General features: G+C 40.5%; 19 protein-coding genes, 1 tRNA gene and 1 pseudogene. 11 read left to right on the forward strand and 10 right to left on the reverse strand.

Annotated elements, in window-relative coordinates; translation table 11 throughout:
* Window positions 1-172: 172 nt before the first annotated feature.
* Window positions 173-376, reverse strand: coding sequence for a hypothetical protein (locus Q0Z55_RS11830; protein ID WP_297428934.1), 204 nt, complete (start codon window positions 374-376; stop codon window positions 173-175).
* A 475-nt stretch (window positions 377-851) separates the two neighbouring features.
* Between Q0Z55_RS11830 and Q0Z55_RS11835 the strand changes: the two genes are divergently transcribed.
* A complete protein-coding gene (locus Q0Z55_RS11835) occupies window positions 852-1,343 on the forward strand; it encodes a hypothetical protein (protein ID WP_297428937.1) in 492 nt (163 codons plus the stop codon).
* Between the two features lie 76 nt (window positions 1,344-1,419).
* On the forward strand, window positions 1,420-1,644 hold the full coding sequence (locus Q0Z55_RS11840; protein WP_297428982.1) for a hypothetical protein: 225 nt from the start codon (window positions 1,420-1,422) through the stop codon (window positions 1,642-1,644).
* Between the two features lie 33 nt (window positions 1,645-1,677).
* Here the strand turns inward: Q0Z55_RS11840 and gloB are convergent, their stop codons facing one another.
* Window positions 1,678-2,409 carry a hydroxyacylglutathione hydrolase gene (gloB, locus tag Q0Z55_RS11845; RefSeq protein ID WP_297428940.1) on the reverse strand — a complete coding sequence of 244 codons (732 nt, stop codon included), beginning with the start codon at window positions 2,407-2,409 and terminating at the stop codon, window positions 1,678-1,680.
* Window positions 2,410-2,569: 160 nt separating this feature from the next.
* On the opposite strand from gloB, the gene Q0Z55_RS11850 reads away from it, so the two are divergent.
* Window positions 2,570-4,537, forward strand: coding sequence for an acyltransferase family protein (locus Q0Z55_RS11850; RefSeq protein ID WP_297428942.1), 1,968 nt, complete (start codon window positions 2,570-2,572; stop codon window positions 4,535-4,537).
* Between the two features lie 42 nt (window positions 4,538-4,579).
* Here the strand turns inward: Q0Z55_RS11850 and Q0Z55_RS11855 are convergent.
* Window positions 4,580-5,915 (reverse strand): annotated as a pseudogene (locus Q0Z55_RS11855) (pyridoxal phosphate-dependent aminotransferase); the annotation flags it as partial.
* A 54-nt stretch (window positions 5,916-5,969) separates the two neighbouring features.
* Between Q0Z55_RS11855 and msrB the strand changes: the two are divergent.
* From msrB to Q0Z55_RS11870, 3 genes are all read left to right on the forward strand, one after another.
* Window positions 5,970-6,389, forward strand: a complete 420-nt coding sequence (gene msrB / locus Q0Z55_RS11860) for a peptide-methionine (R)-S-oxide reductase MsrB (RefSeq protein ID WP_297428945.1) — start codon at window positions 5,970-5,972, stop codon at window positions 6,387-6,389.
* The gene (locus tag Q0Z55_RS11865) at window positions 6,386-6,865 is read left to right on the forward strand and encodes a glutathione peroxidase (protein WP_297428948.1); all 480 of its coding nucleotides are present in this window, start codon (window positions 6,386-6,388) and stop codon (window positions 6,863-6,865) included. Before msrB ends, Q0Z55_RS11865 begins: the two co-directional genes overlap by 4 nt.
* A gap of 62 nt (window positions 6,866-6,927) precedes the next feature.
* Window positions 6,928-7,392: an energy transducer TonB gene (locus tag Q0Z55_RS11870; protein WP_297428951.1), complete on the forward strand. Its 465-nt coding sequence runs from the start codon at window positions 6,928-6,930 to the stop codon at window positions 7,390-7,392.
* On the opposite strand, the gene dapC is transcribed toward Q0Z55_RS11870, so the two are convergent.
* The 5 genes from dapC to Q0Z55_RS11895 all read right to left on the reverse strand — a co-directional run bounded on the left by dapC (window position 7,389) and on the right by Q0Z55_RS11895 (window position 13,698).
* A complete protein-coding gene (gene dapC / locus Q0Z55_RS11875; RefSeq protein ID WP_297428955.1) occupies window positions 7,389-8,558 on the reverse strand; it encodes a succinyldiaminopimelate transaminase in 1,170 nt (389 codons plus the stop codon). The genes Q0Z55_RS11870 and dapC overlap by 4 nt on opposite strands.
* Before the next feature lie 19 nt (window positions 8,559-8,577).
* Window positions 8,578-11,244 carry a [protein-PII] uridylyltransferase gene (gene glnD / locus Q0Z55_RS11880; RefSeq protein WP_297428958.1) on the reverse strand — a complete coding sequence of 889 codons (2,667 nt, stop codon included), beginning with the start codon at window positions 11,242-11,244 and terminating at the stop codon, window positions 8,578-8,580.
* A 15-nt stretch (window positions 11,245-11,259) separates the two neighbouring features.
* The gene (gene purT, locus Q0Z55_RS11885) at window positions 11,260-12,486 is read right to left on the reverse strand and encodes a formate-dependent phosphoribosylglycinamide formyltransferase (protein ID WP_297428985.1); all 1,227 of its coding nucleotides are present in this window, start codon (window positions 12,484-12,486) and stop codon (window positions 11,260-11,262) included.
* A 138-nt stretch (window positions 12,487-12,624) separates the two neighbouring features.
* Complete coding sequence (gene ygaH, locus Q0Z55_RS11890) at window positions 12,625-12,966, reverse strand: L-valine transporter subunit YgaH (RefSeq protein ID WP_297428960.1); 342 nt, start codon at window positions 12,964-12,966, stop codon at window positions 12,625-12,627.
* A 3-nt stretch (window positions 12,967-12,969) separates the two neighbouring features.
* Window positions 12,970-13,698, reverse strand: coding sequence for an AzlC family ABC transporter permease (locus tag Q0Z55_RS11895; RefSeq protein WP_297428988.1), 729 nt, complete (start codon window positions 13,696-13,698; stop codon window positions 12,970-12,972).
* Between the two features lie 115 nt (window positions 13,699-13,813).
* Here Q0Z55_RS11895 and Q0Z55_RS11900 point away from each other — a divergent pair, with 115 nt between their 5' ends.
* Window positions 13,814-14,302: a hypothetical protein gene (locus tag Q0Z55_RS11900; RefSeq protein ID WP_297428963.1), complete on the forward strand. Its 489-nt coding sequence runs from the start codon at window positions 13,814-13,816 to the stop codon at window positions 14,300-14,302.
* Window positions 14,303-14,379: 77 nt separating this feature from the next.
* Here Q0Z55_RS11900 and ychF read toward each other — a convergent pair whose 3' ends face one another.
* Window positions 14,380-15,471, reverse strand: coding sequence for a redox-regulated ATPase YchF (gene ychF / locus Q0Z55_RS11905; protein WP_297428966.1), 1,092 nt, complete (start codon window positions 15,469-15,471; stop codon window positions 14,380-14,382).
* A gap of 208 nt (window positions 15,472-15,679) precedes the next feature.
* Here ychF and Q0Z55_RS11910 point away from each other — a divergent pair, with 208 nt between their 5' ends.
* Together Q0Z55_RS11910 and Q0Z55_RS11915 are read left to right on the forward strand one after the other, a co-directional pair.
* Complete coding sequence (locus Q0Z55_RS11910; RefSeq protein ID WP_297428969.1) at window positions 15,680-16,444, forward strand: glutathione S-transferase; 765 nt, start codon at window positions 15,680-15,682, stop codon at window positions 16,442-16,444.
* 420 nt (window positions 16,445-16,864) lie between these two features.
* The gene (locus Q0Z55_RS11915; protein WP_297428972.1) at window positions 16,865-17,335 is read left to right on the forward strand and encodes an Lrp/AsnC family transcriptional regulator; all 471 of its coding nucleotides are present in this window, start codon (window positions 16,865-16,867) and stop codon (window positions 17,333-17,335) included.
* A gap of 45 nt (window positions 17,336-17,380) precedes the next feature.
* Here Q0Z55_RS11915 and Q0Z55_RS11920 read toward each other — a convergent pair whose 3' ends face one another.
* Window positions 17,381-18,130 (reverse strand): YebC/PmpR family DNA-binding transcriptional regulator, encoded by a 750-nt coding sequence (locus Q0Z55_RS11920; protein WP_297428976.1) that lies wholly within the window; start codon window positions 18,128-18,130, stop codon window positions 17,381-17,383.
* A 504-nt stretch (window positions 18,131-18,634) separates the two neighbouring features.
* Here Q0Z55_RS11920 and Q0Z55_RS11925 point away from each other — a divergent pair.
* Both Q0Z55_RS11925 and Q0Z55_RS11930 read left to right on the forward strand, forming a co-directional pair.
* Window positions 18,635-18,799, forward strand: coding sequence for a hypothetical protein (locus Q0Z55_RS11925; protein WP_297428979.1), 165 nt, complete (start codon window positions 18,635-18,637; stop codon window positions 18,797-18,799).
* 245 nt (window positions 18,800-19,044) lie between these two features.
* Window positions 19,045-19,121, forward strand: a tRNA-Ile gene (locus Q0Z55_RS11930).
* Window positions 19,122-19,710 lie beyond the last annotated feature (589 nt).

Genomic DNA, 19,710 nt, shown 5'->3' on the forward strand with positions numbered 1-19,710 from the left:
GTGAGAGTTCGAGTCTCTCCGTCCCCACCATCATATTAAAGCAAGGCATATGCCTTGCTTTTTTATTGCCTAAAATTCAGTTATAAAAAAGCCTTTGCAATGGAAGGCTTTCATCAAATATCTGAGCCAGACATCTTGATGTGGTTCTCTAACGATATACGGATCAAGGTAATTAAGCTTTTAAATGATCCTCAAATTCTTCACCCAGTTGGATAGCAAGTGCATTGCCTGCCAAGTCACAAGTCACTAAACCATATTCTTTTTTAAAACTAAAGGTAAAACCCCGATTGTCGGTTAAATTCTTCACTGAATAGCCCAACTTTTCCAACCAAATACGAAATGCAGTTAAATTTTTTGCTTTGACAACCTTTTTCACGAGAGAACTCCTGTTTGTATCTGTGACCTAAGTATATTAATAGGGATGAGAGCAGATTTTTTAAAGGGGCAATTTGTATTTTTGTGTTAAATTTTCTTCAAAATTTAATCTGAATATCTAGGTGTTGAATAAAATGTGACTGATTTTGCATTTTAACGATTTTTTATATATTTTCACGTGATGATTATATTAAAGTGAGTTAAATAATATGTAAGTTGATTAGAAATTTTAAATATTTTTATTTATTAATTAAATATAAGCTATTGATATTAAATATTTAAATTAAACCTATTAAATTGGTTGGTTATTAATGATTAGTTTAAAAAAACATCAAAAGGTATTGTTTAGCTAATTTTAACTATTTTAAATTCCTTTATAAATATTATAATAAAAGGGGCTTGATTAGATATATATATAAATGCTTAAGAATATTTCTAAAATGTGTGGGGTGCTTCTCATTTTGTTGGGGACAAATATGTCACAAGCAGCGAGTGCGGTTGATGATCAACTGAATCACTTAATTCGCAAAGTGGAATCTCAATCTCAACAAGAGCAGGCAGATCGTTTAAATAGTCAAGTTGCACGTGCCAGTTGGCGTATTAAATGTTGGGTACGTGTTTTTGAAGACACTAAAATTTGTGTCATGCAAAAAAACGATCTTACCATAATGCGCTTAAATGATACTTATAGTGTAAGTATTGGGGGTAAGCATCAAAAAAATACTATGACTCAGATTCGTATTGATACAGGTGAGGTGATGGAAGCTCGAGAAGGTTTATATCGTGATGCCGTGCCTGTGATTGATCAAATGAAACGGGGTTATAACTTATTTAGTCGTTATAAATCACAAGACAATGGCAGCAATGTAGACCGCAAAGTGTCTTTGATGGGCTTTACCGACGCATTTAACGACATGCAATTACAATATCGCAGATTAGAGAGCAGTGCATCTGCACAAAACTTCTAAAAGGCATTATGCTTATGCTTTTCAGGACAGTTTGATGCAAACGGTTGAAGATCAGGTGCAGCAGCAAATTCAAGCCATGCAAGCACAAGGCTTGCTGCCTGCGGCGGTGTTAATTGGTCATGAAGATTGGTTGTACTTTAGCGAGCAATCTAAAGTGGCATATACGCCTTTTGGAAGTGCACGTCGTTATCAGCCTGCCTTGGGTGGCTTATTATTGGTGCGTGTTGATGAAATGCAACAATGTCAGGTGGTCACTCAAGCGGCTTTGGATGCTTATAGCCAACAGCATCAAATTTTGTAATAAATGGCCCTAGATGATCTAGGGCCACGAGACTTAAAATTGATCTTTTAATTCACGTAAGTGTTGAAATTCAGCAACGGTAGCAGCTCTTAAAAAAGGATTAGTCTTTAGCTCGAGCTCAATTGAGCTAGGTAGGGTGGCTATACCCTGTGCACGTTCTGCTTGCACCTGTTCAAAGCGTTGTTGAATTGCTAGGTTGTCTGGCTCGACATGACGTGCAAATTGCGCATTGGATAGGGTGTATTCATGGGTGCAATAGACTAAGGTGTTGGGTGGTAATACAGCGAGCCGATTTAAAGATTGATACATCTGCTCAAACGTACCTTCAAATACACGTCCACAGCCCATAGCAAATAGCGTATCCCCACAAAAGAGACTGTGTAAATCTTGGATCAAATACACAATATGTCCTAAGGTATGCCCCGGCACCTCAAGCACTGCAATGTTTAAATCTTGAAATTGAAAGCTTTGTTCATCTTGTAAGGGATGGTCAATATAAGGAATCTTTGACAGCTCTTTTCTTGGACCATAGACTCTGACTTGATATTGTTGCATCAATTGAGGCACACCACCAATATGATCTTTATGCCAGTGGGTCAGCCAAATTTGTGTTAAGGTCAAATTGTGCGTTTGGCAAAAATCCGTCACATATTGGGCTTCGGTTGGATCAATCACCACGGCTTGTTGAGAGGGGAGATGCTCAATCAGCCAAATATAATTTTGCAGTGGATTGTGAATATCTAATAAATGAATTTTGTAATCCATGTCAATTTTCTCAAAATCTATTGAATATGATCTTAAAACAAAAATTGAATGCTGTGGCACTCAGATCAAGGTGCTGATTCTATAAAAAGTATAAAAATATGCGGTGCTGTTTTAAAAAAAGCGTACACTAAGCGCGTTTTTTTATCTCCTGATCACGATTATGAGTGTTGCATATCGCGCTGATATTGATGGCCTACGAGCCATTGCAGTGTTGTTGGTGGTGTTTAATCATTTGGGTTGGTCATGGTTTTCTGGTGGTTATATTGGCGTAGATATTTTCTTTGTCATTTCAGGCTATCTGATTACTTCGATTTTAACTAAAGAGCTGACGGAGCAATGTTTTTCGATTGCCCATTTTTATAAAAAACGTGTTTTACGTTTAGCACCGGCTTTTTTTACCGTGTTGGTCACAGTGAGTGTCTTGGCTTGGCAGGTGATGTTGCCCGATGAATTGATCAAATATGCCCAAAGTGCTTTATATGGCACATTTTTGATGGCCAACCTGCATATGCAAAATGAGGTGGGCGATTATTTTAGTCAAAGCGTTGAGACTATTCCGCTGTTACATTTATGGTCGCTTGGGGTAGAAGAGCAGTTTTATATTTTTTGGCCACTGATTTTAGCTATGCTGTTTAAAGCGCATCTGCGCCGTGGGTTATGGGCGGTAATACTGGCTGGCATTTTAGCCTCTTTATATTATGCCCAGCAGCAGCTTCAGATCAATGCGCATAAAGCTTATTACAGTATGCCGGTACGGGCTTTTGAGCTACTTTTGGGGGCTTTGATTGTCTTTTTACCCAAAATTAAGTTGCCACAGCGCTTATTGCACGTATTGGTGAGTGTATGTTTGATCATCATTGCAGTGATTGCGACTTGTTTTGACCAACATACGCCATTTCCGGGCTTGATGGCATTGCTTCCATGTATCGCCACAGCATCGATGATTTATCTTGGACAATTTACAGAAAGTCATAACCCATTCTTAAATCATGTAGTAAGTTTATGGATGGGTAAAATTTCCTATCCTTTGTATTTATGGCATTGGCCTGTGATTGTGTTTGCAGGTTTTTATTTATTACCCAATACCTTAGTCACTCAACTGGGTATTTTGGTGATGACTGTGCTGCTTGCATGGTTGACCTATCGATACATTGAACAACCCACTAAACGTTTTGCACATGTTGTGCCTTGGCGCGTGATTAGTATGGGATTTATGCTGCCGGCTTTAAGTATCGTCAGTAGCGCAAAAGTGGTTGAGCACTATGCAGGTTTTCCTGAGCGTTTTTCTCATACTATACATGCGCAATTGGAAGCATTAAATAGTTTTGCGCATCGTTTACGTGCGCAATGTATTGGTTATCCAAGTGCTGCGCAGTTTTCCTCAGCCGAGATATGTCGTTTAGGTGTAGACAAAGCCGAGGTGGATTTTATTTTAATTGGTGACTCGCATGCCAATAGTGCTACAAGTATGTTTGACCTATGGGCCAACGATGCAGGCTTAAGAGGCTATGATGTAACGCAAAGTTCAACCTTATATTTGCCACAGGTCGAGCGCTTGGCACGCAATGGCAGCAATTGGACAATCAATACAGCATTTAAAAGTCGTAATGATGCAATTACGATGCATTTAAGCCAACAGCATTATCCTATGGTGGTTTTAACGGGCTATTACCATGCTTATTTAGGGCATACCTTAAAGCTACAAGATGGTGTATATGAACAGCGCCAAGAAATTTTATACCAAGGTTTAAAGCGCGCCATTACTCATGCAGAACGGGCAAGTGATCAAGTTGTTTTATTATTAGATGTTCCTGAGCTCAATCATATTAGTGCCGATTGTCAAATCCGTGCTGAAATTTTACAGCGTGACATGGCCTGTACATTTTCAAAAGCTAATGAAGCACAAGTCGCGGCTGAATTTGAGCAGATTTTAATACGCTTAAAATCCGACTTTCTAGATTTAAAATTAATAGATCCTAAAGATGTACTGTGTAAGGCAGACCTTTGTCAATCGAGCGTTGATGGTGTACCCATTTATCGTCATAAAGATGATGATCATTTAAGTTTTCAAGGCTCGCAAGCAGTTGGTCTGGCATACTTGGAAAAATTTGGCAATCCTTTGCAATAAGGCTATAAAAAAAGCCGTGATTTGAATCACGGCTTTTTGATCTTAGCGCATTTTGGCTAAGAAGCGACTTAAACGGGTCATGGCTTCACGTAACTCATTTTCAGCAGGTAAGAACACCACCCGGAAATGATCAGGCGTTGGCCAGTTAAAGCCTGTACCTTGTACCAATAACACTTTTTCGGCACGTAAAAAATCCAGCATTAGCTTTTCATCATCTTGAACTGGATAAACATTCGGATCAAGTTTTGGGAAGCAATACATGGCACCTTCAGGTTTTACACAAGATACCCCTGGGATTTCATTGAGCATTTCCCAAGCAATATTGCGTTGCTCATATAAGCGACCGCCGGGACGAATCAAATCATTAATTGATTGATAACCGCCAAGGGCTGTTTGAATGGCATATTGCGCTTGATGATTGGCACATAAACGCATAGATGCCAACATGTCTAAGCCTTCAATATAATCTACAGCGCGTGAACGATCACCTGTGATGGCCATCCAACCTGAACGGTAGCCTGCAATACGATACGATTTTGATAAACCATTAAATGAAATACACAGCTGATCACCGGCAAGGGCCGCCACTGAAACATGCTCAATACCGTCATAGACAATTTTATCGTAAATTTCGTCGGCAAATAAGATTAGGTCATATTTCTTCGCCAAAGCCACAATTTGCTCAAGCACATGACGTGGATAAACCGAACCTGTTGGGTTGTTAGGGTTAATAATCACAATCCCACGGGTATTGGGGGTGATTTTACTTTCCATGTCGGCAAGGTCAGGATACCAATGATTTTCTTCATCACACTTATAGTGAATGGCAGTACCGCCTGATAAATTCACTGCTGCAGTCCATAGCGGATAGTCAGGCATAGGCACCAGCATCTCATCACCATCATCAAGCAAACCTTGCATGGCCATGACAATCAGCTCAGAAACACCATTGCCGATATACACGTCATTGACATGCATATTTAAAATGCCTTTTTGCTGATAATACTGACAAATGGCTTTACGCGCAGGGAAAATGCCTTTGGAGTCGGTATAACCTACCGCATTGGGTAAGTTGAGTGCCACATCATTGATAATTTCTTGTGGCGCTTCAAAACCAAATGTAGCGGGATTACCAATGTTGAGTTTAATGATTTTATGGCCGGCCTCTTCCATCTCATTGGCCGCTCGTAACACAGGTCCGCGAATGTCGTAGCATACATGCTCGAGCTTAGAAGATTTTTTAATTTCGCGACGGGGTGTGTTACCTAAAACGGACATGTTTTCATCCAATTATATGTATGTTAAGAAAAAATAGATTACGGAAAACGCACAATCTATGTTGAAATTTAGCTAGAAATTTTATCTTGTCTAGCGTAAATATGAAGTTACCAAAGCATGACATTGAATGTCGAAGATTTAAAGGAGTTTAATGATGGGAAAACTCAATAAAACCGAGCGTGAATGGCAAAGAGAGTTATCACCAGAGGAGTTTCATATTACCCGTCAAAAAGGCACGGAGCCTGCATTTACGGGAAAATATTGGAATACCAAGCAAGATGGCACCTATGTATGTCGTTGCTGTGGTACGCCACTGTTTAGCTCTGAAACCAAATATGACAGTGGATCTGGGTGGCCAAGTTTTTATCGTGCCTTAACCCCATCTGCCATAGAAGAGCATGTAGATACCTCACATGGTATGACGCGCTCAGAAATTGTCTGCCATCACTGCGATGCACATTTAGGGCATGTATTTGATGATGGTCCTGAACCCACAGGACTTCGTTATTGCGTGAATTCAGCATCATTAGAATTAAAAAGTCATGAAAAAAATGATGAGGACAGCTATCCATGAGCAACATTTATCAGTTTCAGGCTGAATTGTTGGATGGACAAGAACAATCTTTATCGGTGTATGCCGGTAAAGTGTTGTTGATTGTAAATACGGCCAGTAAGTGTGGTTTTACCCCGCAATTTTCTGGGCTTGAAAAGCTCTACCAACAATACAAAGATCAAGGTTTAGAGATTTTAGGTTTTCCATGCAACCAATTTGGGGGGCAAGATCCGGGTAGTAACAGTGAAATTGGCGCCTTTTGTCAAAAAAACTACGGGGTAAGCTTTCCCATGTTTGCCAAAGTCGATGTCAAAGGCGCTGAAGCACACCCAGTCTTTCGTTATTTAACCAATAACAGTAAAGGCATTTTGGGAAATGGCATTAAATGGAACTTTACCAAATTTTTAATTGGGCGTGATGGACGGATTATTCAGCGTTTTGCCCCAACCACCAAGCCCGAAAGTTTACAAGAAGAGATCGAAAAAGCGTTACAATAGACATAATTTAAGGCGATTGAGATAATCGCCTTAGTTTTTGATCATGATTTGGAGCCATACACATGAATTTACCACACAAAGTGCTAAGTGCTATGTTGCTCGCTGGCTTAAGCACATTCAGTTTGGCCAATGTTGAAGAATTAGAATTGGCGTTAGAACAAGACTTAAAAGCGTTATTAACTAGTAAACAAAAGCCTTATGTGCCAAAAGTCGATCCAGCTTTAGAAAAACAGTTAAAAGCGCAACAAAACAAGAAAGATTATCAAGTGGCTTGGATTAGTCGTCCTAAAATTGAGTTTAGTGACGCAGATTATCAAGGCTATAAAAATCCAGTTCGCCTAAAACTTACCGTTTTGGCCAATGATGGGCGTATTGTTAAAGCAGAGGTGCTGAAAAGCTCAGGCTCAAAAGCACTCGATACCAAAGTGGTTCAGGCTTTGGCATCAGCGCAGTTAGAAGCAATTGCAATGATGGATCGCAATGTGATTTATAGTTTTGTACATGAGTTTAGTATTCATAACGCTTAAAGCACGTTTTTTAAGCGTTGAATGGCTTGCTCGCATTGGGCTAAATCTGCCACCAATGCCAAACGCACATGATTTTCGCCCGGATTGCCACTTTGTGTATCGCGTGATAAATAGCGACCGGGTAACACTTTAATATGAGCTTTTTCCATGAGCATTTTAGCAAACTTTTCATCATGCTCGACCTTTAACCAATAGTAAAAACCAGCATCGGGTTTTTGCAGTGGTAGGAGGTGACCCAGTTCTTGCTGGAATAAATCAAACTTGGCACGGTATTGCACTCGATTTTCTTCCACGTGCTGCTCATCATTCCATGCAGCAATTGAGGCAAGTTGATGTTGCACTGGCATGGCCGCGCCGTGATAAGTACGAAACTTTAAATAGGGTTTTAATAGTACTGCGTCACCTGCAACAAAGCCTGAACGCATACCTGGTAAATTAGAACGTTTAGATAAAGAGTGAAACACCACACAGTTTTTATAATCATGGCGTCCCATTTCAGCGCAGACTTCAAGTAAGCCTACCGGTACTTGCTCAAACCACAGTTCTGAATAACACTCATCTGAGGCAATCACAAAGCCGTATTCATCAGACAGTGCAATTAATTTTTTTAACTGTTGTTTAGAAATCACCGCACCTGTTGGGTTGCCTGGTGTGCAGACAAATAACAGTGCCGTGTTTTGCCAGACGTGTTGAGGTACAGCATCAAAATCACCTAAATAACCATTTTCTTCGCTGCAGTTAATAAAATAAGGCTTAGCCCCAGCAAGTAAAGTTGCACCTTCATAAATTTGGTAAAACGGATTTGGCATCACCACATAAGCCTGATCTTCACGTTTAACCATGGCTTGTACAAAAGAGAAAATGGCTTCGCGTGTTCCAGAGACTGGTAAAATATGCTGTTCGGGGTCAATATGCGTTAAACAAAAACGACGTGTTAACCAAGCCGCAATGCTTTGACGCAGCTCAGGTAGGCCTTTGCTGTTTGGATAGGTCGATAAATGCTCAAAATGCTCAATAATGGCTTGTTGAACAAATGCAGGTGCAGGGTGTTTAGGTTCACCAATAGACAGGGCAATCAAAGGCAGATCGGCAGGTTGAATATCTGCAAACAATTGATTTAACTTTTCAAATGGATAAGGGTGTAGCAACGACAACTGTGCGTTCATAACATAAAAACCGTATAAATTAAGATTGATGGCAAACTTGATGTGAGGCTTGATCAAGCGCAGCTTTTAACCGCTCAGCAAATAATTGAGCTTCGGCATCACTCATCGGTTCACCTTCTTTTTTGGTGATGAAGAAGGTATCTTCAGCACGTTCGCCTAAGGTCACAATACGTGCTGAATGAATGTCTAAACCTTGCATCATAAACAGACCCCCAATACGAGCCAGTAACCCCGGTTGGTCAAGGGTTGAAAGCTCGACCATATGTTGTTGTAAGGCTGCGTTAAAACTAATGGTCACGGTATTTTGAATGTCAAAGTGGCGCAATTGACGTGGAATACGGCGCTGCATTAAACCCGGATACTGATCCGATTGACTCAACGCACTTACCAATGCATCAATTAAGGCTTGCTCACGCTCAGGGTCGCTGAGCAAGTTACCAAAACGATCGAGCACCACATAGGTATCTAAACTAAATGAAGTGCTTGCAGTAATAATACGGGCATCTTGTACATCCAAATTCATGCGATCGAGTACCGCAACTGTGGTGGCAAATAAATTGGGTTGATCTTGGGTATAAATAAAGATCTGCACAGCATCTTGTGCCGCTTTACGATGCGCACGTAACAACACCAAAGGTGCAGGATTATGGCCATGGCATAAAATCGCGCGGGTATGCCATGCAATTTCATCGGCTGATTCTTTAATAAAATAATCATCGCCCAATTCTTGCCATACTTTTTCTACCTCTTCTAAGGCAAAATCATTGACAAGCAATTCGCTGGCACTAAATTTGGTGTCTTCAATCAACATTTGATAATTGACAGGGCGCCCAAGGCCTGAGCGAATCACATCACGGGCATGGGTGTATAGCTGACGCATCAATGATGCACGCCATGTGTTCCAAAGGCTTGGATTGGTGGCGTTAATATCGGCAACAGTTAAGGTATATAAATAGTCAAGATGCTCCATATCCCCGACTTTTTCAGCAAATTGCTGTACCACGTCTGGATCAGAGATATCTTTTTTCTGCGCAGTGACAGACATCAACAGATGGTTTTGTACCAGCCATGCCACCATATTGCATTCACGTTCGGTAAAACCATGTTTACGACCAAATTCAATCGCATCCATCGCACCAAGTTCACTGTGGTCACCGCCACGGCCTTTGGCAATATCATGAAAAATGGCGGCTAAATAGACAATGTCACGGCGCGCTAGGCGTTGAAACACAGAACTGACCACAGGGAAGTCTTTGGTAAATTCAGGCTCTTTAAAACGATTCAAATTGCGTAATAGCAATAAGGTATGGGCATCTACCGTATAAATATGGAACAAGTCATATTGCATCAGACCAGTGATCTGACCAAAGGCTGGAATATAATTGCCCAATACCCCGTATCGCTTCATGGCCACTAAGGTGTCATATAGGCGATACGGTGAGCGAATAATGGACATAAACAAGGCTTGATTGATTGGATTTTCACGAAAGCCATGATCAATCTTTTTAGCGGCTAAAGTTAATAAGCGTAAGGTACGAGCACGAATCCCTTCAATCTCAGGACGATTGGCCAATAAATAAAAGATTTCTAAAATGGCACTTGGGTTTTCAGAAAATACCTTATGGTGTTGTACGGCAAGTTTGTTATCGACTAATTTAAAATGGTTATTAATTTCGACAATTTCACGCTCATATTGTGGTAAACGTGGCGTGATGACGGATTCATTAAAATAAGCCAGTAGCATTTCATTTAAAGTAGACACTTGTTGTGCAGTACGATAATACTGCTTCATAAATTGTTCGATTGGATAATTGGGTGATTGATGTTCTTCACGCTCAAAACCAAATTTGGCCGCAATCTCACGTTGATAGTCAAACAATAAACGGTTTTCATCACGCTTGGTGAGACGATGCAGATGATGACGAATTTCCCATAAGAAAAGTTCAGCTTGTTCTAACACTTCCAGTTCAAATTCGGAAATAAAGCCTAAATGTACTAAATCATAAATACGATTGACGCGAAAATGGCGTTTGGCAATCCAACCAATTTGGTTAATGTCACGGATGCCTCCCGGTGCATTTTTAATATCAGGTTCTAAGTTGCTTTCGGTGTTGTTGTGCTGCGCGTAGCGTTTTTGTTGTTCAAGCATCTTGGCATCAAAGAAGGTTTTGTCGGTCCAGCTTTGTGACACAATGCGTCGTGGCCATTTGGCAAGATTGTGATTGCCGACAATCAAACGTGCTTCGATTAAACTGGTGGCGACAGTTAAGTCATGCGTGGCTTGTTCAACGCAATCGTTGATGGTGCGTACACTAATGCCGGGTTTAAAATTACCTACATCCCAAAGTGATGAGATAAAGGTCGATATTTTTTGTTCGTCTTGAACACTGATGTTGTCTTCAGCCAAGATCATAATATCAACATCAGAATAAGGCAGCATTTCGCGGCGTCCATAACCGCCTACAGCAAACAGGCCTAAATGAGTGCTGTCGAGTTCGGCATGTTGCCATAAAAACATTAATGCTTCGTCAATCAAATCTGAACGAGTACGAATAATATCCCGAATAGAATAACCCTGTTCAAAATACGCTTGTAGCTGCTGTTCTACATCACTGCGCCACTGATTAATGGCTTGAATATCATGATGATCATGGGTGTATTTCAGCAAAGGTAGAGTATTGATCATGAACAGGGTCCGTTATTATGTAAAGTCCGAATAGTGTTGCACGCTAACTTGATCTGCAGCCTGTTGTGCTAACTGACGTGCTTGGGTGGTGTCTTGGGCACGCGCAGTTGCGACACCCATACGACGACGTTTAAAGCCTTCAGGTTTGCCAAACAGACGTAAATCCGTATCGGGATGTGCTAAAGCAAGATTCAAGCCAGAAAATGTAAGATTCTGATGATCCATGCCTGCATAAATCACAGCACTTGCAGCAACACTATGCCGCGCGGTATTGACGGGTAAGCCTAAAATGGCGCGTGCATGTAATTCAAATTCGCTTTGAAATTGTGAAGCTAAGGTCACAAGCCCTGTATCATGCGGACGTGGTGAAACCTCACTAAACCATACTTTGTCACCTTTGACAAATAGTTCTACCCCAAAAATACCGCAGCCACCGAGCGCAGTAGTGACCTTATGGGCAATCCGTTTGGCCTCGGTTAAGGCGGCTGCACTCATCGGTTGTGGTTGCCAACTTTCCACATAATCACCGGCATCTTGACGATGACCAATTGGGTCGCAATACGAGGTTTCAATCTCACCTGTTTGTGGATGCTTGCTACGTACAGTGAGTAAGGTAATTTCAAAATCAAAATCAATTTGAGCTTCAACAATCACCGTACCTTGATTGACACGACCACCAGTTTGAGCATACTCCCAAGCGGCATCAACTTCATCAAATGAAGTAACACGCGATTGACCTTTGCCTGAGGATGACATGACGGGCTTAACAAAGTTTGGATAGCCAATGTCATCACACGCCGCACGAAAAGCTGTTAAAGTGTTGGCAAAACGATAAGCAGAGGTCGGTAGACCTAATTCTTCGGCGGCTAAACGACGAATGCCTTCGCGGTTCATGGTGAGATTGACCGCTTTTGCTGATGGGATCACGGTTGCTGTGGCAGCTTGTTCAATCTCGACCAAGACTTCGGTGGCAATCGCTTCAATTTCAGGCACGATTAAATGTGGTTGCACTTGGGCAATTAATTGTTTGAGTGCTTGAGGGTCGGCCATGTTTAAGTTATAGCTAAAATGCGCCACTTGCATGGCAGGAGCATCTGCATAACGGTCGGCAGCGTGGACTTCGACCCCTAAACGTTGTAATGAAATCACCACTTCTTTGCCAAGTTCACCGGAACCTAACAGCAAGACTTTAAATGCAGACGTTTGTAACGGGGTGCCAAGAGTGACGCTCATGAGTAATATCCTTTACCTGTTGAGGTTTTAGCATAGCAGAACTCATGGCGCTGTTGGATTGGTCGTGTTTTAAAATCACAGGCGTAGAACCTAGATTTTTGTCTTAATAGGGCAGAAAAAATGTTAAAAAAGGAGCACATGGCTCCTTTAGATTGGAAAATAAGTATAAATTAAGCCATAGGTTAAGGCGGCGGTTAAAGTCGCAGGCACAATTTGCTTAAATTTAAAATACAGCGCCGTGAGCACCAAAAATCCCATCAGCATGGCAAAACTTTTATTTGGGCTTTGTAATAATGGTGGTAAGGTGGCAACCACTAGCATGGCACTAATGGCAGCAATACCAATACTACCTAAAGCAATTTTTAGCCATAATGCCCCTCGTTTTTGCCCCTCTTGCTGAAACTTTTGAATCACGAAAAATGGTCCAAAACGAGAAGCAAAGTTGGCAATTCCCACCAAAATCCCCACTAAAATAATTTCAAGATTCATGCATCAGCTCCTTACATGTTCCGGATCAGGTTTTTTCAGTACATAATGCTTAAATAAGCCGGCAAAAATCCCTGAACCAATGCCAATAAAAATCGCCGCAGATAAATCAATAAAATAACAAGCAATTGCAGCAACGAGGGTGGTCACCAAAACGATAAAGGTATGTTTACGCTCAAAAGCGGCCAATAAGAAGCTTAAGAATAAAGCAGGCAGTAAGAAATCTAAGGCAGCTTGTAAAAACTGTGGCATTTGACTGACTTGATCGGCAAATAAGCCCCCTAAGAATGAGCCTGTTGCCCATGACAGCCAACTAAATAGACTCAAACCTAACATCCATGATTCTGACCATTGCTGACGACGCTGTGACAGCTGAATCATACCTGAGGCAAAGACCTCATCGGTTAAACCCCATGCCCAAAAGGCTGTTTTTTTTAAATTGAGTTTATCTTGAATTAAGTTATATAACGCAGGGCCATACAGTAAATGGCGAATATCTAGGGCAATCACAGTTAATGCAGTCATCCAAATAGAGGTACCACTGCCTAATAAGGCCACCACCAAGAACTGACTTGCGCCTGCATACATCGAGCAGGACAAAAACAAGGCTTCCCAGGCGCTAAAACCAAATTGCGTGGCCGATACACCAAACGCAAATGAAACGGGTAAATAAGTAAACATGATGGCTTGGCTATCTTTAGCACCTTGCCAAAAGCCTGCGGGTTGCGCGGGCAATAATTGCTGTTCAGACACGACACACCTTGTGGGGGAGCGGAACTTAAGAGAAAGAAGATTGAGTATTCTACTTGAATTCACTAGCATAGTGACGAAATGTTTTAAGGTGAATCAGATGAGAGTGAAAGTTAAGCATCAAGTTGCTGTAGCTGCTCTGTTGGCTGTCTTTGGGCTAAGCGCATGTGGTCAAGACAACGCTGCCCCAACACAGATTAAAGCGGCACCTAAACTCAGTCATGATGCGACTGAATATGCCACTCAAGCTTGGCAACTGATCAATCAGGTGGATGGATTAGTCTATGCCAAAGACATGGCAAAAATTGAAAATGAAGTACGCATCCCTGCACGTAAACTCAGTACCGATTGGCGTATTAACGTAAAAATGACCGACTCAGTGACTGAAGGTACATATGCACTGTGTCGTAAAGCATTAACCAGTTTAGAAGTTTGGGCGCGCATCACGTTAGAAAACACCGCATCGGCAGCACAAAAGCAGCTCGATTATGAGCGTGATAAACGCCAATGTGCGGATGCCTTAGAGCACCCTGAATTAGGCAACACCGATCCGAAACAAAAAGGCAATGCGGTCGTGGTTGAATCCTAAAGTGCACCATATGAGTGCGCTCATATAGGTCTGAGTGCATAAAAAAAGCCCCAATATGGGGCTTTTTTTAAAGTGATTTATACGTTAAAGCGGAAGTGCAAAACGTCACCATCTTGTACGATATACGTTTTACCTTCTAAACGCCATTTACCAGCTTCTTTAGCGCCTGCTTCGCCGTTGTACTGTACGAAATCTTCGTAAGCAATACATTCAGCACGAATAAAGCCTTTTTCAAAGTCAGTGTGAATCACGCCTGCTGCTTGTGGTGCAGTTGCGCCCACTTTTACAGTCCAAGCACGAACTTCTTGTACACCTGCGGTAAAGTAGGTTTGTAAGCCAAGTAGGGCATAACCGGCACGAATCACCACGTTTAGGCCTGGCTCTTCCATATCCATCGCTTCTAAAAATTCAGCACGATCCTCATCTTCAAGCAATGAAATCTCAGCTTCAATTTGGTTGCAAAGCGGTACCACAATCGCATTTTCAGAGGCAGCTAAGGCTTTGACTGCATCAAGATGTGGGTTGTTTTCAAAACCATCTTCCGCCACGTTGGCAATATACATTGTTGGTTTTAAAGTTAATAAACCAAAACCACGCACCAATTTACGCTCGTCATCATCTAAATCGGCAGCACGCGCAGGTTTACCTTCATCAAGTAACGGTAAGATTTTTTCTAAAACTGCTTTGGTTGCTACAGCTTCTTTGTCGCCACCTTTTGCAGATTTTGCTAAACGTGTTACCGCTTTCGTCACTGTTTCTAAATCGGCTAAAGCTAATTCAGTGTTAATGGTGGCAATATCGTCAAGCGGGTCAATTTTACCATTAACGTGAATCACGTTTTCATCTTCAAAACAACGTACCACGTGAGCAATCGCGTCAGTTTCACGGATATTGGCTAAAAATTGGTTACCTAAGCCTTCACCTTTTGATGCACCTGCCACTAAACCTGCAATATCTACAAATTCCATAGTGGTAGGTAAAACACGTTGTGGTTTAACGATCGCGGTGAGTTTATCAAGACGTGGGTCAGGTACAGGTACAATCCCTGTGTTTGGCTCGATGGTACAAAACGGGAAGTTTTCCGCAGCAATTGCAGCTTTGGTTAATGCATTGAACAGGGTAGATTTACCAACGTTGGGTAAGCCAACAATACCACAATTAAAACCCATGAAATTACTCACAAAGTGTTATTTAAAAATTGCTGCTGATTTTACAACAAAGCCAAGCCAAAGTCATGAACATGCAGTGCGGTGCTGGATTTTTCATACGCTTGCATACAATTGGTGTTAAATCACATTGTGTTTGGCTTTTAATATCGCTTAAAGTAACTTCAAAGCCATCAGCTTGTCGATGAAAGAAAACCACCACGGAGTTTGTATGCGTACACTTTACCAGTTTCCTTTATCACATTTTTGTGAAAAAGCACGTTGGTTGCTCGATCATAAAGAACTGGATTATGTGGCACACAATTTAATCCCTGGGGTACATCGCGCTTTTACTCGTTTAAAAACCGGTCAAAATAAACTGCCCATTTTAAAAGATGCTGAACGCTGGATTGTGGGCAGCACCGATATTGCACTGCATTTAGATGAATATTATCCAGAACATCGTTTATTACCTGCAGATGAGAGTTTACGTCAACACGCTTTACAAATGGATGCACTTGCCAATGAAATGGGACGTCATGTACGCCGTTGGGTATTGGCACATGCTCTACAAGGCAGTGATGAATCGGTTGAAATTTTAATTGGTGAAAAAGGTTATATGCGCCAATTTGATAAATACACCCGACCTTTAATTAAAAAATTAGTCTCCACGGGTTATCAATTAAAAAGCGATAAGGTGGCTGCTTCAAAAGCTGAACTTGATGCCATGATTCCTAAGCTCAATGCGCAACTAATTAACAACAAGGGCGGTTATTTGTTGGGTTCACGTTTAGGACTGGCTGATATTGCAGTATGTAGCATGCTTGCTCCAATTTTGGCATTACCCAACACACCGTGGGAAACCGAGCAACTGGATACTTTTTCAGCAGAATTTTTAGCCTATCGTGAATACTTACAACAACTACCTCTAGGGCAATACATTGCACGGGTGTATGCAACCGAACGTCGTGCTCGCGTAGACTGGCGCGGTATGTAATTTTTTTTGAGATAAATTTTTCAATAAAGAAGCTTTAATGGGTAAATAAATCATAATTTTTTACTTAAATGGTATTTTTTTGCAGAATTGCTTAATAAAGTGAAAAATCAGTTCAAAAAGGCTTTTATTTTTTTAAATTTAGGAAAATAATTTAAATTAGATGTTGTTAATCTATATTGCAAGGGTGTGATGGGGATCGAAAAGAGTAACAGGCTCAATAACTGATCAAGTTAGGTGGTCTTTATCCATAAGGTCTCGATTCGACTGAAAACGCGATTTACCACAAGTGAATTGGCACAAGCTATAGGTTAAAAACGTATAGTGGTTGCAGTAAAACGATTTAACGTTTTCCTCAAACACCCTAAAAAATTCTATACGGCATCATCTATTACGATAAACATAATACGCGAGGATGATGGCATGCAACTTGATCGCTTTGATAAACAAATTCTCGAAATCCTGACCCATCAAGACTTAAATCTCAATGAACTCTCAGAGCGGGTCAATTTGTCGGTCAGTTCGGTGCATCGTCGGATTAAGCAACTGATTGATCACAATATTATGACCCAATTAAAACGGGACTTAAATTACGAAAAATTGGGCTTTAGCTTGCATGTCTTGTTACAAGTTTCATTAAGTAAACATGATACCGACACTTTTGCCAAATTTTTAGAAGCTCTTAAAGATATTCCAGAAGTGATTCATGCCTTTTTAGTGACAGGGCAATCGGCAGATTTTATTGTAGAAGTGGTGGCTAAAGATATGCAAAGTTATAGTGAGGTCTTGCTGCAACGTATTGGTAAAATTGAACATGTTGTGGCGCTGCATTCAAGTTTTGTGATTAAAGAATATGACGTATTTGATTGCCACAGTTTACTGAGTAAAGCCTAAAAGCAAAAAACGCGCTCGAAAGCGCGTTTTAAAATTCATGACAGATTAAGCATCTAATTGATTGAGTACATCATCTGAGAATTCAACGTTGGTATAAACGTTTTGTACATCATCTAAATCTTCAAGCATATCAATCATTTTCATGATTTTTTTCGCTTGTTCAATATCAGTGATCTCAGCTTTTGTTGATGGGCTCATAATCACTTCAGCATTGTCTGATTTTAAGCCGGCAGCAGATAATGCATCTTGTACATCACCAAAACTTTCAGGGGTGGTGATGACTAAGATTTGATCTTCAGATACTTCAATATCTTCAGCACCGGCTTCTAATGCCACGTCCATGATTTGATCTTCTAAAGATAGATCTTCAAAACTAATTTCACCACGCTTAGTAAACAAGAAGGCCACTGAACCGTTAGTGCCCAAGTTACCATCAGTTTTGCTAAAGCAATGACGTACATCAGGTACAGTACGGTTTAAGTTGTCTGTCATTGTTTCCACAATCACAGCCACACCACCAACACCGTAACCTTCATAGGTGACTTCTTTTAAATCATCGTTATCTTCACCACCAGCACCACGTTGGATCGCACGGTTGATGACATCGCGTGTCATGTTAACAGATAAGGCTTTTTCAACCACCGCACGTAAACGTGGGTTGCTGGCTGCATCTGCACCACCGAGTTTAGCGGCAGTTGTCAGTTCACGGATGTATTTAGTAAATAACTTACCACGACTAGCATCTTGTTTTGCTTTACGATGCTTAATATTGGCCCACTTGGAATGACCCGCCATGCGAAATATGCTCCTTGTAGATTGGCCTTATGCCGATCAAATTGAGGTGAATTCTAGCATAAGGCTTTTTTTCGGATAAAGGGTTTTATAGCGAGTTTTTATGGATTTGTGCACTACTTTGAACAGTTCAACCTAAAACATTATGCTAAATGCATGAATACTTAACGCTCAACAGCTTATCTTTGGTCACATAAACGTCATATGAGCAGCTTTACTTTTTGTAGACCACTAAATTTAGCTTCTAATCAATAGGCCACGGCTTGAGATATTTTATGGTTTTTTATGACCAGATAATATAGGTATTTTTTATAATTAATTTAGCGTTTTTATGTCTTATTTGATGCTTTGTTAGATATTTAATATATTGTTTGATATAAATTAAATCTCAAATAGTCACTAAATGCTCTTTTCACTGGCTTAAATACCTATTAGACTTTTGTCTTAGGTGATTGTGTTCAAAAAAGCTATTTTTTGGCAATCAAGCTTGATAATGGAGTAATCTTAATGACAATCTGGTCTATGTTGTGTGTAGCATTTGTGGTTTTTATGCTTGTCGTGGGCTGGTCATTGCTCGAATTTTACTTCGAATCACGTAAAGAAAAGCATTTAAGCACCAAAATGGTCTATCCAATGCCAAAGAATCATATTCCTATTAAACGCACTGCATAAATTGTGAACGTGGTAAAGTGCTTTAAATAATTCTATCAATTAATTGTTTTTTTATATCACTAAACTTAGAATTTGATGTTATCGGTATGAGTTTTTGTAGCATTTATTTATTGCTGTAGTCAAATTGTGCATAAAAAGATGTTGTCTGAATAAGCGTTTGAATCTAAAACACTTGTTTTTTATGATTTTCTTAGTTAGTATTCTTGCCGCTAGAGAATGTTTGTATTGAATATCTAAGCATTATAGGGCCTATAGCTCAGTTGGTTAGAGCAGCGGACTCATAATCCGTTGGTCGACAGTTCAAGTCTGTCTGGGCCCACCATATAAAACAACCACTTACGTGTACTAATCGTAAGTGGTTTTTTTGTTTTTGCAAGCTAGTAAGCAAATGGTAAGCAGATGAAATCAACTTAAACAAACAGTTTTTTGTATAGTTCTTCTAGGTTTGGATCTGTGCTTGGAATGAAGTCTTGAAGTTTCGGGTGAATGCGGAAATCTGCTTCGGCTTTTGTAGATATCTCTTTAACTTCACTAGACCAGTTTTTCCTTCTGTATTCTCGCCAATTTAATTTAATTTTGAGTGGTCGACTGTATCCTTTTAATTCTATAAGGAAGATCTGATCACATAATTCATCAAATAAAAAGACATGTGAACGATGGAAGTGAGGATTTCTTTTTAGTAATAACTCTAATGAATTGATGAGGAGTGAACAGCAATCATTAGAAAGAGCGGTACTATTAATGGTTACTCCCCAGTGATGCAATAAATACAATGCACATAGGCTGTCGAGTGAGCCATAGCTTGCTATATGTTTTAAGCAACTCTTATCAAAGTGATGTGTGCTGAAAAAACAGGAGGTTTTAACTTGGTAAACTAAACACACTCATCAGGAGTTTACCATGAGCAAGAA

Origin of the sequence: uncultured Acinetobacter sp. (assembly GCF_947626835.1) — a bacterium.
Classification (GTDB): domain Bacteria; phylum Pseudomonadota; class Gammaproteobacteria; order Pseudomonadales; family Moraxellaceae; genus Acinetobacter.